Annotated in this window: 17 protein-coding genes; 2 read left to right on the plus strand and 15 right to left on the minus strand. The window is 73.2% G+C overall.

Annotated features, from left to right (window positions below; translation table 11 throughout):
• Window positions 1-7 precede the first annotated feature (7 nt).
• The 12 genes from WCD74_RS08570 to WCD74_RS08625 form a co-directional block, all read right to left on the minus strand.
• A complete protein-coding gene (locus WCD74_RS08570; protein ID WP_337694423.1) occupies window positions 8-346 on the minus strand; it encodes an ArsR/SmtB family transcription factor in 339 nt (112 codons plus the stop codon).
• Window positions 347-394: 48 nt separating this feature from the next.
• The gene (locus tag WCD74_RS08575) at window positions 395-1819 is read right to left on the minus strand and encodes an amidase (protein WP_337694424.1); all 1425 of its coding nucleotides are present in this window, start codon (window positions 1817-1819) and stop codon (window positions 395-397) included.
• Entirely contained in the window at window positions 1816-2055 is a 240-nt protein-coding gene (locus WCD74_RS08580; RefSeq protein WP_337694425.1) for a hypothetical protein, read from the minus strand. The genes WCD74_RS08575 and WCD74_RS08580 overlap by 4 nt, the downstream gene beginning before the upstream one ends.
• Complete coding sequence (locus WCD74_RS08585) at window positions 2052-2483, minus strand: nitrile hydratase accessory protein (RefSeq protein WP_337694426.1); 432 nt, start codon at window positions 2481-2483, stop codon at window positions 2052-2054. Before WCD74_RS08585 ends, WCD74_RS08580 begins: the two co-directional genes overlap by 4 nt.
• Window positions 2484-2486: 3 nt before the next feature.
• Entirely contained in the window at window positions 2487-3119 is a 633-nt protein-coding gene (gene nthA, locus WCD74_RS08590; RefSeq protein WP_337694427.1) for a nitrile hydratase subunit alpha, read from the minus strand.
• A gap of 37 nt (window positions 3120-3156) precedes the next feature.
• Window positions 3157-3837, minus strand: coding sequence for a nitrile hydratase subunit beta (nthB, locus tag WCD74_RS08595; protein ID WP_337694428.1), 681 nt, complete (start codon window positions 3835-3837; stop codon window positions 3157-3159).
• Window positions 3838-3883: 46 nt separating this feature from the next.
• A complete protein-coding gene (locus WCD74_RS08600; RefSeq protein WP_337694429.1) occupies window positions 3884-5419 on the minus strand; it encodes an amidase in 1536 nt (511 codons plus the stop codon).
• Between the two features lie 262 nt (window positions 5420-5681).
• A complete protein-coding gene (locus WCD74_RS08605) occupies window positions 5682-6086 on the minus strand; it encodes a (R)-mandelonitrile lyase (RefSeq protein WP_337694430.1) in 405 nt (134 codons plus the stop codon).
• Between the two features lie 18 nt (window positions 6087-6104).
• A complete protein-coding gene (locus WCD74_RS08610; RefSeq protein WP_337694431.1) occupies window positions 6105-6872 on the minus strand; it encodes a glucose 1-dehydrogenase in 768 nt (255 codons plus the stop codon).
• A complete protein-coding gene (locus WCD74_RS08615; RefSeq protein WP_337694432.1) occupies window positions 6869-7174 on the minus strand; it encodes a carboxymuconolactone decarboxylase family protein in 306 nt (101 codons plus the stop codon). The genes WCD74_RS08610 and WCD74_RS08615 overlap by 4 nt, the downstream gene beginning before the upstream one ends.
• A gap of 31 nt (window positions 7175-7205) precedes the next feature.
• Window positions 7206-7964, minus strand: a complete 759-nt coding sequence (locus tag WCD74_RS08620) for a glucose 1-dehydrogenase (protein WP_337694433.1) — start codon at window positions 7962-7964, stop codon at window positions 7206-7208.
• On the minus strand, window positions 7961-8998 hold the full coding sequence (locus tag WCD74_RS08625) for a zinc-dependent alcohol dehydrogenase family protein (protein WP_337694434.1): 1038 nt from the start codon (window positions 8996-8998) through the stop codon (window positions 7961-7963). The genes WCD74_RS08620 and WCD74_RS08625 overlap by 4 nt, the downstream gene beginning before the upstream one ends.
• 115 nt (window positions 8999-9113) lie before the next feature.
• On the opposite strand from WCD74_RS08625, the gene WCD74_RS08630 reads away from it, so the two are divergent.
• Window positions 9114-10016: a helix-turn-helix transcriptional regulator gene (locus WCD74_RS08630; protein WP_337694435.1), complete on the plus strand. Its 903-nt coding sequence runs from the start codon at window positions 9114-9116 to the stop codon at window positions 10014-10016.
• A gap of 12 nt (window positions 10017-10028) precedes the next feature.
• Here WCD74_RS08630 and WCD74_RS08635 read toward each other — a convergent pair whose 3' ends face one another.
• Window positions 10029-10604, minus strand: a complete 576-nt coding sequence (locus WCD74_RS08635) for an HD domain-containing protein (protein ID WP_337694436.1) — start codon at window positions 10602-10604, stop codon at window positions 10029-10031.
• Window positions 10601-11764 carry a TauD/TfdA family dioxygenase gene (locus tag WCD74_RS08640; protein ID WP_337694437.1) on the minus strand — a complete coding sequence of 388 codons (1164 nt, stop codon included), beginning with the start codon at window positions 11762-11764 and terminating at the stop codon, window positions 10601-10603. The genes WCD74_RS08635 and WCD74_RS08640 overlap by 4 nt, the downstream gene beginning before the upstream one ends.
• A gap of 148 nt (window positions 11765-11912) precedes the next feature.
• Between WCD74_RS08640 and WCD74_RS08645 the strand changes: the two genes are divergently transcribed.
• Window positions 11913-12821, plus strand: coding sequence for a LysR substrate-binding domain-containing protein (locus WCD74_RS08645; protein WP_337694438.1), 909 nt, complete (start codon window positions 11913-11915; stop codon window positions 12819-12821).
• Window positions 12822-12841: 20 nt separating this feature from the next.
• Here WCD74_RS08645 and WCD74_RS08650 read toward each other — a convergent pair whose 3' ends face one another.
• Window positions 12842-14767 (minus strand): S9 family peptidase, encoded by a 1926-nt coding sequence (locus WCD74_RS08650; RefSeq protein ID WP_337694439.1) that lies wholly within the window; start codon window positions 14765-14767, stop codon window positions 12842-12844.
• Window positions 14768-14772 lie beyond the last annotated feature (5 nt).

Consider the following 14772-nt stretch of genomic DNA (forward strand, 5'->3'; position numbering starts at 1 on the left):
GATCTCCTCAGCCGGTCTCGCGCTCGTTCCGCGTGCCCTGCTCGGGGGCGTCCGGCACGTCGCCCACCGCACGGTTCATGATCGACTGGAGGTACGCGAACGCGTCGCGAACGGTACCGTCCAGGTCCAGCGAGTAGTAGCGGTTGCGGCCGTCCCGCCGCTCGATGACGGCGCCCGAGGTCCGCAGCACGCGCAGGTGGCTGGACACCGTCGTCCGTCCGACCGAGTCGATGCGGTTCGCGATCTCGGTGGCGGTGAGCTCGCCCTCCCGACCGAGCTCCGCGAGGATGCGACGGCGCACGCGGTCCGACAGGGCGTCGAACGCGAGGTTCTCGTTCGCCTCCATGGCGTGGACGCTATCACTCGTCGATGTCTGTCGACGCATTGCGGCGACTCACGACGCCGCCGTGACCAGGGGCGGGACCGCCCGGTGGAACCCGGTGTGCGCCTGCAACGCCGCGGCGGCCCGGAGCAGCGTGGCCTCGTCGAAGGGGCGCCCGATCAGCTGCATCCCGACCGGCAGCCCGTCCGCGTCGAACCCGCACGGCACGCTGATCGCGGGCAGGCCCGTCAACGAGGGCAGCCCGGTGAACTGCATGATGGCCGAGAGCATGTCCTCCGGGGCGCCGGGCGTGATCTCCACGCGGGTCTCGCCGAGCGGCGTGGCCGCGAACGGCAGCGTCGGGCAGACGAGCACGTCGGCGTGCGCCAGCGCGGCCGTCGCCTGCTCGCGCAGCAGCGCCCGGTAGCGCTGGGCCTGCAGGTACTGGGTCGCGAGCAGCAGTTCGCCGGCCTCGAGCAGCAGGCGGACATCGTCGCCGTAGTCCTGCGGGCGCTCCCGGAGCCACCGCTGGTGGTACGTGCTCGGCTCGGCCGCCTCGATCGTGAGCTGCGCGGAGATGTTGCCCTCGATGTCGGGGATCGTGACGTCGACGGTGCGGGCCCCGGCCCCGACGAGCACCTCGAGGGCGTCCCGGACGGACTTCTCCACCGCGGGCTGGACGTGGTGCAGCGAGTAGTCCTCGATCACGCCGATCCGCAGCCCGTCGACCCCGCGGTCGAGGTCGCGGGAGTACTCGACGGTCCCGCGGTCGACCGACCCGGCGTCGTCGGGGTCGAACCCGGCCAGGACCGTGAACAGCGCCGCCACGTCCGCGGCCGTCCGCGCCATCGGCCCGACGGTGTCCATGCTCCACGCCAGCGGCACCACCCCGGCGTTGCTGACCCGCCCGATCGTCGGCCGCAGGCCGGTGACGCCGTTGAGCGCGGCCGGGAGCCGCACCGACCCGCCGGTGTCGGTGCCGAGGGCGCCCGCGCAGGCCCGCGTCGCGACCGCGACCCCGGACCCGCCGCTCGACCCGCCCGGCATGCGGGAGGTGTCCCAGGGGTTGCAGACGTTGCCGTGGTGCGGGTTGGCGGAGGTCCCGCCCCAGGCGAACTCGTGCATGTTCGTCTTGCCCACGATGATCGCGCCCGCCCCGCGCAGGCGACGGACCACGGCGGCGTCGGCGTCCGGACGGTGGTCGGCCAGGATCTTGCTCCCCGCCGTCGTGATCTCACCGCGGACGTCGATGTTGTCCTTCAGCGCGATCGGCACGCCGTGCAGCGGACCGAGCCGGTGCCCGGCGGCGATCATGGTCTCGCTGGCCCGCGCCACGTCCATTGCCTGCTCGGCGGACACGGAGATGTAGGCGTGCGTCCCGGAGATCGCCTCGATGCGGCGCAGGGTCGCGTCCATCAGCTCGACGGGCGACAGCGCGCCGCCGGCGATCAGCTCGGCGGACCCGGTGAGGGTGTTCTCGACGACGTCGTCGGTCACGTCTCGCTCCCTTCGGCGGCCGGCGGCTGACCGAACACGGTGGCGGGCATCAGGGGGCGCAGGGACTCGGCCTGCATCCGGGCGCTCAGCGCGTTCGCGTCCGGGACCCAGGCGGAGAGCAGGGCGGCGACCGCGGCCGCACGGCCCTCGTCGAGCGGGAGCCCGGCGAGGGTCGCGGCCGCGGCGACGGTGCCGGCCGTGACCGGGCCGGCGCCGTCGTCGTCGGGACGGGTCATGCGCCCGGCCCCGCCGGGACCACGGCCACGGGATCGCGGACCGCGTGGTGGTGGTCCGTCGTCGGGGGCAGGTCGAGGATCTCCTGCGTCCGGGTCTCGAGCTCCTCGCCGCTCACCCAGCCCTTGGCCTGCGCGAGCTCCTCCAGGGCGGCCAGCCACCGTTCGTAGTAGCTCCACCGCTCCAGGTCCGACTGCTCGGACTCCCACCGCTTGATGGCGGTGATCAGCTCGGACTGGAACTCCTCCCAGGGGAACCCGAGCTTCTCGTGCAGGGCCACCGTCATGGCGAAGGCGCGGATCTCCCAGGCCTGGTCGAAGGCGACCTCGCCGTCGTGACGGGGGATGCGGTCGTTGAACGGGAGCACGTCGACCAGGGAGTCGACCCGCGGCTTGGTCTCGGCGGACGGCCGTTCGTTGATGGTCTGCACGGCTCAGGCCTCCGGGCTCTGCACGCCGCCGACGCCGATCATCGCGTCGCGGGTGACGAGGGCCTCGAGCTGCTCCTCGGTCCAGTCCTCGGTGCCCTCCGGGCGCATCGGCAGCACGAAGTAGCGCAGCTCCGCGCTGGAGTCCCACACCCGGACCTCGACGCTCTCGGGCAGGTCGAGCCCGAACTCCTTCATGACGCCGCGCGGGTCGCGCACGGCGCGCGAGCGGTAGGCGGGGTACTTGTACCAGTTCGGGGGCAGACCCAGGACCGGCCACGGGTAGCAGGAGCAGAGCGTGCACACCACCATGTGGTGCACCGTCTCGGTGTCCTCCAGGGCGATCATCTCCTCGCCCTGCATGCCGCCGAAGCCCAGCTCCTCGCAGGCCTTCGTGGCGTCGGCCAGCAGGCGGGCCCTGAACTCCGGGTCGGTCCAGGCCTTCGCGATGACCTTCGCGCCGATCTGCGGCCCGACCTCGTTCTCGTAGACCGAGGACATGTAGTCGATCGCGTCGGAACCGATGATCCCCTTCTCGACGAGGATCGACTCCATGGCCTTGGCGCGGGCGGCCAGCTCGGCGTCGCTGTGCCGCGACAGGCCGGCGACGGGCTGGATCGTGTCGTCTGTCGACGTCATCTCGTGTTCGTCCTTCGCTGGTGACGGTCGGGGGGACTCACGGCGTCGTGAGGTAGGGCTCCCAGAGATCGATGTGCATGACGGAGTTCACGGCGCCGGGCTCGTCGCCCCACAGCTCCTGGGCGGTGAACCGCACGGTGTAGAGGTGGTGGGGGTCCTCGCCCAGACCGGACGCGTTCGAGTCCGGGTAGACGTAGGCGCCGTGGTGGTGGGTGATCTCGCCGACGTGCCCGCGCACGTAGCTCGCCCGGCGGGTGTGGCTGGTCGAGGCCTCCGGGCGGACGCGCACGGTGTCGCCGACCTGGAACCTCGGCGTGGCCTCCACCTCGCGGCGGTAGTCGTCCCCGTTCGGGATCAGCTGCTTGAGCGCCTCGACCAGCTCCGGCTTGGTCGCCCTCGGCACCTCCTCGCCCGGGTTCTCGAGGTAGTGCTGCGTGCGGCGCTCGAGCTCCTCGGGATCGAAGATCCCCGCCTCGGTCCCGTGCAGCACCATGGAGTGCATCCAGTGCTCGTAGTAGCGCGAGGTCAGGTACTCCGCGGCCGGGATCTGCTCCATGCCGGAGCGGAAGCCGTCCAGGTTGAAGGCGCCGGCGATCGCCATCGCCGGGAACATCGGGAGGACCCGCTTCTCCCACTCCGAGCCGAACACCGGCTCGTTCTCGGGACGGACGACGGGGCCGTGGCCGGCCTTGCCGCCGAGGTCGTGGATGCCGTCCATGACTGCCTGCCTCTCGGGTTCGTGACGACGGGTTCGTGACGACGGGTCAGGCCGAAACCGCGGCGCTCGTGGGGGCGGGGAAGCCCCCGACGGCCTGCTCGTAGGCGTGCGCGGCGCGCAGGACGGTGGCGTCGGCGAACTGGCGCCCGACGATCGACATCCCGACCGGGAGGCCGCCGTCGACCGGGGCGGGCACCGAGCACACCGGGTGGCCGGTGACGTCGAACGGCGCGGTGTTGGCGAGCATCTCCAGCGCGCGGCCGAGCAGCTCGGGCGGGCGGGCGTCGCGGCCGGGGCGGACGGTGGCGCGCATCGGCAGGGTGGGCAGCACGAGCACGTCGACGTCGGCGAGCGCGGCGTCGTAGGCGGCGGCGAGCCTCGGCGCGAGGTTCTGCGCCATCGCGTAGTGCCGCCCGTGGGTGGTGTTGAGCCCGTACTTCCCGGCGAGCAGGACGAGGTTGACCGTGGCGGGGAAGCGGGTGCCGTCCTCGGTCCAGCGGCGGCCGTAGTGCTCCATGACGTCCGGGTCGAACAGGCCCTTCCAGTTCAGCCCGTACCCGGAGTTCTCGATCATCTGCGACGCGGCGCCCTCCGTGGCGATGACGTCCCAGATCTTCGGCCCGTGGAGGTGCCAGGGCACGGAGACCTCGGAGACGGTCATCCCGGCGTCGGCGAGCGCGGTGATCGCCTCGCGGACCGCGGCGTCGACCTCAGGTTCGGACTCCGGGAGGCCGAAGCCCTCGCGCAGCACGCCGACCCGCAGCCCGGCCGCGCCCCCGGAGAGGGCGCCGACGTAGTCGTCGGCGGCGATGCCGGTGGGCTGGCGGGGGTCGTGCCCGTCGGCTCCGGCGATCACGGAGAGCATGAGGGCGGCGTCGGCGACGGTGCGGGTGATCGGGCCGACGTGGTCGATCGTCGACTCGATGGGGAAGGCGCCGGTGTAGGGCACGAGGCCCCAGGTGGGCTTGTGTCCGACGATGCCGCAGTCCGAGGCGGGGATGCGGATCGACCCGCCCTGGTCGCCGCCGGTGGCCATGTCGACGACGCCGCCCGCGACCAGCGCGGCGCTGCCGCCCGACGAGCCACCGGCGTGCCGGGTCGGGTCCCACGGGTTCTCGACGTCCCCGGTGCTCGCGGTGATGCCGGCTCCGGAGAAGCACAGGTCCTCGCAGACGGCCTTCCCGGTGATCGTCGCGCCGGCCTCGAGCAGCCGCGTGACGATGGTGGCGTCGGTGTGCGGGACGTAGCCCTCGACGGTGGCCGAGCCGTTGGTCATCGGCACGCCGGCGACCGCGGTGTTGTCCTTGATCGCGACGGTGCGCCCGGCGAGCGGGCCGTCGGGCGCCCCGGAGATCGAGGTCGTGACGTACCAGGCGTGGTACGGGTTCTCGGCGGGGTGCTGCCAGGCGCGGTCCGGGACGACGGGTGCCTCGGCCGCGTAGAGCTCCTCGACCGCGTCCCAGGAGCCCAGCAGCCCGGTCACGACCGGTGCGTACTCGTCGACCTCGGCGTCGGACAGACCGAGTCCGTAACCGGCGGCGACGGCGGCGAGGGCCTCGTGGTCGGGCGGTGGGAGAGGCATCGGGGCTCCTCGCGGTCGGGTCGGGGTGTGACTGGCGGCACGGTAGGAAGAGCACCGTCGATATGTCAATGCACTCCGACGCATCCACATGTTCCGGTCCGATGACGCCGTTGCGATCGGGTTTCGTCACGTCCGCGCGGCGCTCCGGTTGGTCCACCGCCTGAGAGCGCCGAGTGCTACACCGGGCAGGTCCGCGGCCTCGCTTGCCTGCCCGATGTCGCACTCGGTCCGGGCCACGCCGCTGCGGCATCGAGGCCCGCCGTCAGCCGGAGTGGGCCGCGCGGTACTGCTCGTCGGTGACGGGTTCGAGCCAGGTGGTGCCGTCGCCCTCGGCGGTGCCCTCGAGCAGGGCGTAGTGACACATCAGCTGGCCGTCGACGGAGCCGTGCCAGTGCTCCTCGCCGGGTGGGGTCCAGACGCTGTCGCCGGGCCGCAGCCGGATGACGGTGCCGTCGCGGCCGACGACGACACCCTCGCCGTCGGTGCAGACCAGGGTCTGGCCGAGGACATGGGAGTGCCAGTGCGTGCGGGCGCCGGGGGTGAAGCGCACCAGCGCGGCGGAGAACCGGGAGGGCTCGCGCGCGGGGTGGACGATGTTGAGGTAGACCTCGCCGGTGAAGCGCTCGACGGGTGCCTGCGCGGTGGGGGTCCGGGGGTCGAGTTCCACGACGTTCTCCTGGTGGGGTCAGATGGCGGTGTAGCCGCCGTCCACGGGCAGGGCGACGCCGACGACGAACGCGGCGCCCGGGCTGCACAGCCACAGCACGGCCTGGGCCATCTCCTCGGCGGTGCCGAGCCGGTTGATCGGCTGGTTGGCCTCGGCGGTAGCGCGGTCGAGGTCGCCGGAGCCGAGCATCTGCGTGACCATCGGGGTCTCGATGGTGCCCGGGCAGATGGCGTTGATGCGGACTCCGCGGGGGGCGTACTCGACGGCGGCGCTGCGGGTCAGACCGATCACGCCGTGCTTCGAGGCGTGATAGGCCGCCCGGCCGGGCAGGCCGACGAGCCCACCGAGCGAGGAGCAGTTCACGACCGCCCCGGAACCCTGACGACGCATCACACCGAGCTCGTGCTTCATGCTCGCCCAGATGCCGCGCAGGTTGATCGCGTTGACGCGGTCGAACACGCTCGCGGGCTCGTCGGCGGCGTCGGTGGTGGGGGACTGGATGCCGGCGTTGTTGTAGGCGAGGTCCAGGCTGCCGAAGGCGTCGACGGTCGCGGTGACGGCGGCGGCGACCTGGTCCTCGTCGGCGACGTCGCAGCGCACGGCAAGGACGCGATGCCCGGCGTCGCGCAACTCCTTCTCGGCCGCGTCGAGGGCGTCCGGGTTCACGTCGGCGAGCGTCACGGCGGCGCCGGCCTGCGCGAACGCGCGCGCCGTCGCGATCCCCATCCCGGAGCTGGCCCCGGTGACGAATGCGGTCTGGCCGGTGAAGTCGTAGGTGGGGTTCACGGGGCGTCCTCCCCGAGGATCTCCTGCAGGCGCGTCAGCGCGGTGACCGCGGTGGGCCAGCCGCTGTAGAAGGCGAGGTGGGTGATGGCCTCGACGAGCTCGTCGCGACTCAGGCCGTTCTCCATCGCCCGGTTGAGGTGGAACCCGAGCTGCTCCGTGCGGTAGAGCGAGACGAGGGAGGCGACCGTGATCAGGCTGCGGTCGCGCTTGGACAGGCCGGGGCGTTCCCAGATGTCGCCGAAGAGGACCTCGATGTTGAGCTCGGCGAGCTTGGGTGCGATGTCGAGCGGGTGCTGGGGCATGGTGGTCCTTCCTGGTGGGTGTCGGCGGGCGTCAGGCGGTCTGGCCGCCGTCGACGACCATGGCGTGGCCGACCGTGAAGGAGGCCTCGTCGGAGCACAGCCAGAGCACGGCGGCGGCGATCTCCTCGGGCCGGCCGAGCCGGCCGACGGGCTCCTGGGCGACTGCGGCGGCGTACCCCTGTTCGGTGCCGCCGGTGACCCGGGCGATCATGCCCGTGTCGACGATGCCCGGGCAGACGGCGTTGATCCGGATCCCCTGGGCGGCGTACTCGAGGGCGGCGGAGGTGGTCAGGCCGATGACGGCGTGCTTGGTGGCGGCGTAGGCCGCCTGGTTGCGGAACGCGGTCACGCCGGCGCCCGACGAGCTGTTCACGATCGCGCCGCCGCCGGTCCGCGACATGACCGCGATCTCGCGCTTCGTCGTCAGGAACACCCCGCGGAGGTTGATCGCCACCAGTCGGTCGAACTCGTCGTCGGTCACGTCGGTGAGGGGCTTCTGCGGCTGCTCGACACCGGCGTTGTTGAACGCCAGGTCCAGGCGGCCGAAGCTCTCCACGGTCACGTCGAGGGCGTGGTCCACGTCCTCGGCGCGGGAGACGTCGCAGGTCACGGCCACGGCCCGGCCGCTGGCCCGCTCGATGAGCCCCACCGTCGCGGCCGCTCCCTCGGCGTCCACGTCGGCGATGACCACGGCGGCCCCCTCGCGGGCGAAGGCGAGGGCCGTGGCCCGGCCGATGCCGCTGGTGCCGCCCGTGACGAGGGCGACCTTGCCGTCGAACCGGTCGCTCACGGCGTGACCAGGACCTTGAGGGCCTCGCGGTCGGCCATCGCCCGGTACCCGTCGGGGACGCCGTCGAGGGCGACGGTGCGGTCGAAGACCTTGCCGGGGTCGACGGTGCCGTCGAGGACGTGGGGGAGCAGGGTCTCGATGTAGGCGCGGGTGGGGGCGGGGCCGCCGGTGAGGGTGACGTTGGGGCCGAAGAGGCTGCCGAACCCGACGGGGGCGTCCTCGTACTGCGGGACGCCGACCCGGCTGATGGTCCCGCCGGGGCGGACGATGCCGAGGGCCTGGTCGTAGGCGGGGCGGGCGCCGACGGCCTCGAGGACGACGTGGGCGCCCTCGCCGCCGGTGAGCTCACGGACGCGCTCGATGCCCTCCTCGCCGCGCTCGGCGACGACGTCGGTGGCGCCGAACTCGACGCCGAGGTCGGTGCGCGTCGTGTGCCGCCCCATGAGGACGATCCGCTCGGCGCCCAGGAGCTTCGCGGACGCGACGGCGAGCAGCCCGACGGCGCCGTCCCCGACGACCGCGACGGTCTTGCCCGGCTCGACCCGTCCCTGCACGGCGGCGTGGTAGCCGGTGCCGAACACGTCGGAGAGGGTGAGCAGCGAGGGCGCGAGGGCGGTGTCCGTGCCGCCGGGGAGCTTGGCGAGGGTGCCGTCGGCGAGGGGCACGCGGATGGCCTCGGCCTGGCCGCCCTGCTGACCGGGCTCGTCCCAGAACCCGCCGTACACGCACGAGGTCTGCAGGCCCTCTCGGCATAACGCGCAGGTGCCGTCGGAGTAGGCGAACGGGGCGACCACGAAGTCGCCGGGGCGCACCGTCGTGACCTCGGCGCCGACCTCCTCGACCACGCCGAGGAACTCGTGGCCCATCCGCGCGGGTCCGTCGGAGGCGGGCATCGAGGCGTACGGCCACAGGTCGCTGCCGCAGATGCAGGAGGTGGTGATGCGCACGACGGCGTCGGTGGGGCGCTCGAGGGTGGGGTCGGGGACGGTCTCGGTGCGGACGTCGCCGGCGGCGTACATCAGGGTGGCTCGCATGGGTCCCAGGGAACGCCCGGATCCATCGTCGTGACAGGCGAGGTCGGGAGGGGTACCGGGAGGGGGGTGCCGGCAGCACCCCTCACCGTCGCTGCGGCGGTCGTACCGTCGGAGCATGGACAACCGCGTCGAGCTCGGCGAGTTCCTGGCCTCGCGGCGGGCCCGGATCACGCCCGACCAGGTGGGGCTGCCGGTCTACGACGCCGCCAAGCGCCGGGTCCCGGGGCTGCGCCGCCAGGAGGTGGCCACCCTGGCCGGGCTGTCGGTGGACTACTACACCCAGCTCGAGCGCGGGAAGTCCGGCGGCGTGTCCGAGTCGGTGCTCGAGGCGATCGCGACGGCGCTGCAGCTCGACGACGCCGAGCGCTCGCACCTGGCCGACCTCCACCGCAGTGTCTCCACCAGCCCGCAGCGGCGTCGGCCGGCCAGGCGCGCGACGACGGTGCGGCCCATCGTGCAGCGCCTGCTCGACGCGCTGACCGTCCCCGGCATCGTCGGCAACGCCCGCCAGGATCTGGTCGCGGCGAACGCGCTGGGCTACGCGTTCTACGCCCCGCTCTACCCCGACCCGCAGCGCCCGGACCGGTCGCAGCCGGTCAACTTCGCGCGGTTCTGCTTCCTCGACCCCGCCGCGCACGACTTCTACCCCGACTGGGAGTTCATGGCCGACGTGGCGGTCAACAACCTGCGCACCGCCGCCGGCCGCGACCCCCACGACCGCGGCATCCAGGACCTGGTCGGCGAACTGTCGACACGCAGCGAGGAGTTCCGCGTCCGGTGGGCCCGCCACAACGTGCGGCTGCACCGCACCGGCACCAAACGCTTCCACCACCCCGTCGTCGGGGAGATGGAACTGGGCTACGAGACCCTGCCGATCACCGCCGACCCCGGCCTGCAACTCACCGTCTACAGCCCCGAACCCGCCACGCCCTCCGCGGACGCGCTCGCCCTGCTCGCGTCCTGGACGGCCACGCACCTCACCCCCTCGGTCGCGGAGGACGTCGACCCCGCCCGGTGAGGCGTTCGGAAGTCAGCCGAGGTCGGGAGCCCGCACGCGCTCGGGCGCAAGGACGCGGCGCAGCATCGGCTCGAAGAACTCCAGCGGCTCGGCATCGTAGTCGGGGTCGAAGGAGTTCTGGTCGTAGTACGCGCAGAAGTCGACGCACGCCTGGTACCACGGCCGGTCGCGGTAGCGGTCCCGGGCGTTCGGGTCCGCACCGACGTGGTGGAACCAGTAGACGCCCTGGAAGACCCCGTGGTGGCGCAGCACCTGGTAGTTCTGCTCGGAGACGTACGGGCGCAGGACCGCGGCGGCGACCTCGGAGTGGTTGGCCGGGGCCAGCATGTCGCCGACGTCGTGGACCAGGGCGCAGACGACCGTCTCCTCGTCCTCGCCCGCCCGGTGCGCGCGGGTGGCGGCCTGCAGGCTGTGCTCGAGACGCGTGACCCGGTAGCCGGTGTGGTCGTCCATCGCGCGCAGCCAGCCCAGGACGCGGTCGGGGAAGCGGGCGAGCTCGGCCTGCTCGTAGGGCTCGAGCAGGGCGTAGTCGGCGGCCGTGCCGTCGGCCATGGCGGTGAACCCGACGGTGGGGCGATCCGCGGTCATGCGTCCTCCTGCGGCTGGGCGGCCAGCGGCTTGTGCTCGCCGCGCAGGACGCGGCGGCGGGCCATGAGGTCGTCGAACTCCAGGTAGACGTCCTGCAGGTGGCGGGCGCCGCTGGCGGGGTCGTAGGGCAGCCGGCCGTGCAGGACGCGGTGGGAGTGCACCGTGACCAGGTCGCCGTCGGCGGCCGTGAACGTGGCGCGATAGCGGCCGGAGTCGAGGATCCGGGCGAGGTGGCGGTAGGCGTCGTAGAACGCCTCGACCTCGTCGAACGGCGCCGCCAGCGGCTGGGCGAGCTGGTTGGAGAACCGGAGGAGCCGGACCTCGCCGTCGGTGCCCAGCTGCACCATGGGGTTCTCGGCCCAGGTGTCCTCGTCGTCGCTGAACAGCTGGAACGGCACGGGCACCCGGACGAGCGTGTCGAAGTGCGCCGGGGCGTCGCGGCGCAGCTCGGCCAGGGCGGCCCAGCCGTCGACCAGCGTGGACTCGCCGCCGGTGGCCCGGTTCGTCAGGAAGTGCAGGAGCTGGACCGACGGGGGCCAGTCGTAGCTCGGCAGGTCGGTGTGCGGCTTCAGCTCGCCCGGGGTGTGGGCGACGTTGTACCCGGCCGGGTCGTGGCGGACGTTGTGCACGCGCTCGAAGGCGACCTCGCGGAGGTGGCCGATGTGCTCGGCGAACCGCTCGACCTCGTGGTCCTCGGACGGCACCCCGGTGACGATCGCGGCGCCCAACTCGCGGACGGCGTCGAGGTAGGCGAGCTGGCCGTCGGCGCTGCCGACGACGTCGGAGTGCGCGAAGCGCGGCGGCTCGCCCGCCGCCTCGGGCCAGAGCGTGGCCGGACGACGGCGGGCGGCGCGCGCGGCGGGGGAGTAGTCGTAGCGGCGCAGCCAGTCCGGCGAGTAGGTCGCGGCCCGGCCGTCGTTCCACTGCACCTCCAGGCCCCGGTCGGGGTCCCAGGCGGCGGTGGTCGGCGCGATGTCGGCCGGGATCGACCCGGTGAAGAGCTTGCGCTCCCCGCTCTGGGCGATGCGGTCGTCGGCGGCCCAGCTGTTGTCGCGCAGCCAGACGTAGTGGAAGTGGCGGGGCTGCCCGTCGAGCACGACGCTCAGGTGCCTCTCGTCGAGCGCGAGGGCGCCGTCGGCCGTGTCGAGTGTCTGGCTCACCAGAGGTCTCCTGGGTGTTCGGGTGGGTGTCGCGGTCGCTGGACAAGTCCAGCGTCGCCGCCACCGAGGACGAACTCAAACGACGGGAACGGCCCCTGAGGCCTCGGAAATGTGTGGCTCGCCGAGTTGCGCGACTAGGGTCGTCGAGGTGCGCGATCCGCTGCCGCCCCTGCCCGGCGTGCAGGCGTTCGAGGCCGCGGCCCGGCTCGGGAGCTTCGCGGCGGCCGCCGCCGAGCTGCACCTGTCTCCCGCGGCGGTCAGCCAGCGCGTCCGGTCCCTGGAGACCCACCTCGGGGTGCCGCTCTTCGAACGGCTCGCGCGCAGCGTGGCGCTCACCGAACTCGGTCGCGCCTACCTGCCCGCGGTCCGCGAGAGCCTCGACGACCTCGCCGCCGCCACCGGCGGACTGTTCGCCCCGGCCCGCCGCGAGCAGCTCACCGTCCGGACCCAGGTGTCCTACGCGACCACCTGGCTCGCCCCGCACCTGCACCTCTTCCGGGCCGAGCACCCCGAGATCGACCTGCGCGTGGTCTCCGCGGTGTGGTCGGAGGCCCTCGTCCCGGGCGAGGTCGACGTCGACATCCACCAGGGCCGTGGCGCGTGGGCGGGCGTGCACGCCGAGCTCCTCCACCACGACGACGCGGTCGTCGTCGTCGGCCTCCGGCACGTCGACCGCTTCGGCCCGGTGCGCGACGTCGCCGACCTCGCCGACCGTCCGCGGATCCGGGTGCTCGGGTTCGACGACGTGTGGCAACGCCTCCTGCCACCCACTCCCGGTGGCCCGACGGCGACCGTCGACACCACGGTCACCGCCCTCGAACTCGTCGCCGCCGGTGACGCGAGCGCCGTCCTGCCCGAGCGGTTCGTCCGGTCCGCCGTCCGCGAGGGCCGGGTCGGCCTCGCCCTGCCGCGGTCCTTCCCGATGCGGCAGGCCCACTACCTGCTGCGCTCCCACGACGACCCGACGCCCTCCCCGCGAGCCCGCGCCTTCGTCGCCTGGCTCGCCCGCCTCGACGAGCAGGTCCCCGCGCTGCCCGGCGGGGACCGCCGTCGGTGACGGGCTCGCGCCACCCGCCGTCAGGAACGTTCGAGGCGACGCCCGCCCAGGTGCTCCGCGAAGTGCGCCTCGATCGCGCGGTAGAGCCGGAACTGGTTCTCCGGGTTCGCGAAGCCGTGGCCCTCGTCCTCGGCGAGCAGGTACTCGACCGGGACGCCCCGCTCGCGCAGCGACGCGACGATGTTGTCGGACTCGGCCTGGACCACCCGGGCGTCGTTGGCGCCCTGGGCGACCAGCAGCGGCGTGCGGATGCGGTCGACCATGGTGATCGGGGAGCGGGCGAGCATGTCGGCCTCCTGCTCCGGGTCGTCCGGGTCGCCGGCGTAGAGCAGCCAGTTCGTGGCCTGGAAGGGGCGGCTGAACGCCGGGAGGCTGCGCATGAAGTTCGGCAGGTCCGAGACGCCGACGTAGTCGACGGCGGCGGCGAACAGGTCGGGGGTGACGGTGACGCCGACGAGCGCGGCGTACCCGCCGTAGGACCCGCCGTAGATGCCCACGCGGTCCGGGTCGGCGATCCCCTCCGCGACGGCCCAGCGGACGGCGTCGACGAGGTCGTCGTGCATCGCGCCGGCCAGCTCGCCCACCGCGGCCGTGGTGTGCCGCTTCCCGTAGCCGGACGACCCCCGGAAGTTGAGGTGGAGCACCGCGTAGCCGCGGTTGGCCAGGAACTGCGACTCCGGGTCGTAGCCCCAGGCGTCGTGGGCCCACGGGCCGCCGTGCACGACGAGCACGAGCGGCAGGTCCCGCGGCTCCTCGCCGACCGGGAGGCTGAGGAAGCCGTGCAGCGGCAGCCCGTCGCGGGCGGTCAGCGCGACCGGCTCCATCGTCGCGAGCTCGGCGCGGTCGAGGTGCGTGTGCAGCCGGAAGAGCAGCCGGCTCTCCCCGGTCTCGCGGTCGTGGAGCCACGTCCCGCCCGGCTCGCGGTCACCGCCGAGGTTCGCGACCCAGAGGCGTTCCGCGTCGTCCGACGACGCCGAGCGGAGCACCCCGTCGGCCAGCCCGGTGAGCGCGGTGAACACGTCGTCGTAGTCGTGATCGACCACCTCGATCGTCGACCGCTCGCCGACGAACCGCACCGCGATCACCTCGCCGGTCCGGGCGCTGGTGAACACGGTGGACGGCAGGCCCGGAGCCAACAGCCCCATGGTGTCCACGCTGCGGCCCTCGACCGCGGCGACCACGCTCTCCTCGCCGGTCTCGCGGTCGACGCGCACCAGCCGCAGGTCGTCGGAGTCCTGGTAGAGCCCGAGCAGCAGGCCCGAGCCGTCCGGCGTCGCCAGCTGCGGCTGCACGCCCAGCGGGTGCTCCGCGCCGCCGACGCGGCGCAGGAAGCGCGTCGCGCCGGTGTCCGGGTCGACCGCGGAGAACTCGTAGTGGCCGTCCTCGGTGAGCGTCGAGAGGAACGCGGGGCGGCCGTCGCGGTCGAGCAGGTAGTTCGACGTCGGACCGGGCTGCTCGAGGTGCAGGGTGGTCTCGCCGGTCGCCACCTCGACCCGGAAGGTGTCGAAGAACATCGGCCGGCGGTTCATCCACACCAGGACGTGGCCCGGCTCGTCCGGCAGCGGCGCCACGTCGACCACGCGGGAGCCCGGCTCGAGCGGGGTCAGGTCGACGGCGGGCTCCTCGGGCGCGGTGAGGTCCACACGGAAGAGGTGCCAGTCCTCGTTGCCGTCGGTGTCCTGCTGGTAGAGCAGCCACCGGGCGTCGTCGGTCCAGGAGTAGGTCTTCACGCCGCGACGGCGGTCGTCGGTGACGCAGACGGCGTCGTCGTGGGTCTCGTCGATGCCGCGCACCCACACCTGTGTGCGGCCATGGCGCGGGGCGAGGTAGGCGAGGCGGGTGCCGTCCGGCGAGATCGTCGCGCGGGCGAAGTCCGGGTCGGCGAAGTACTCCTCGACGTCCCGGAGGCGGGGGAGGGCCGTTGACTGGGTGGTCGTCTGCGTCATGGCAG

The organism is Actinomycetospora aurantiaca (assembly GCF_037401875.1).
In the GTDB taxonomy this organism is placed as follows: Bacteria; Actinomycetota; Actinomycetes; order Mycobacteriales; family Pseudonocardiaceae; genus Actinomycetospora; species Actinomycetospora aurantiaca.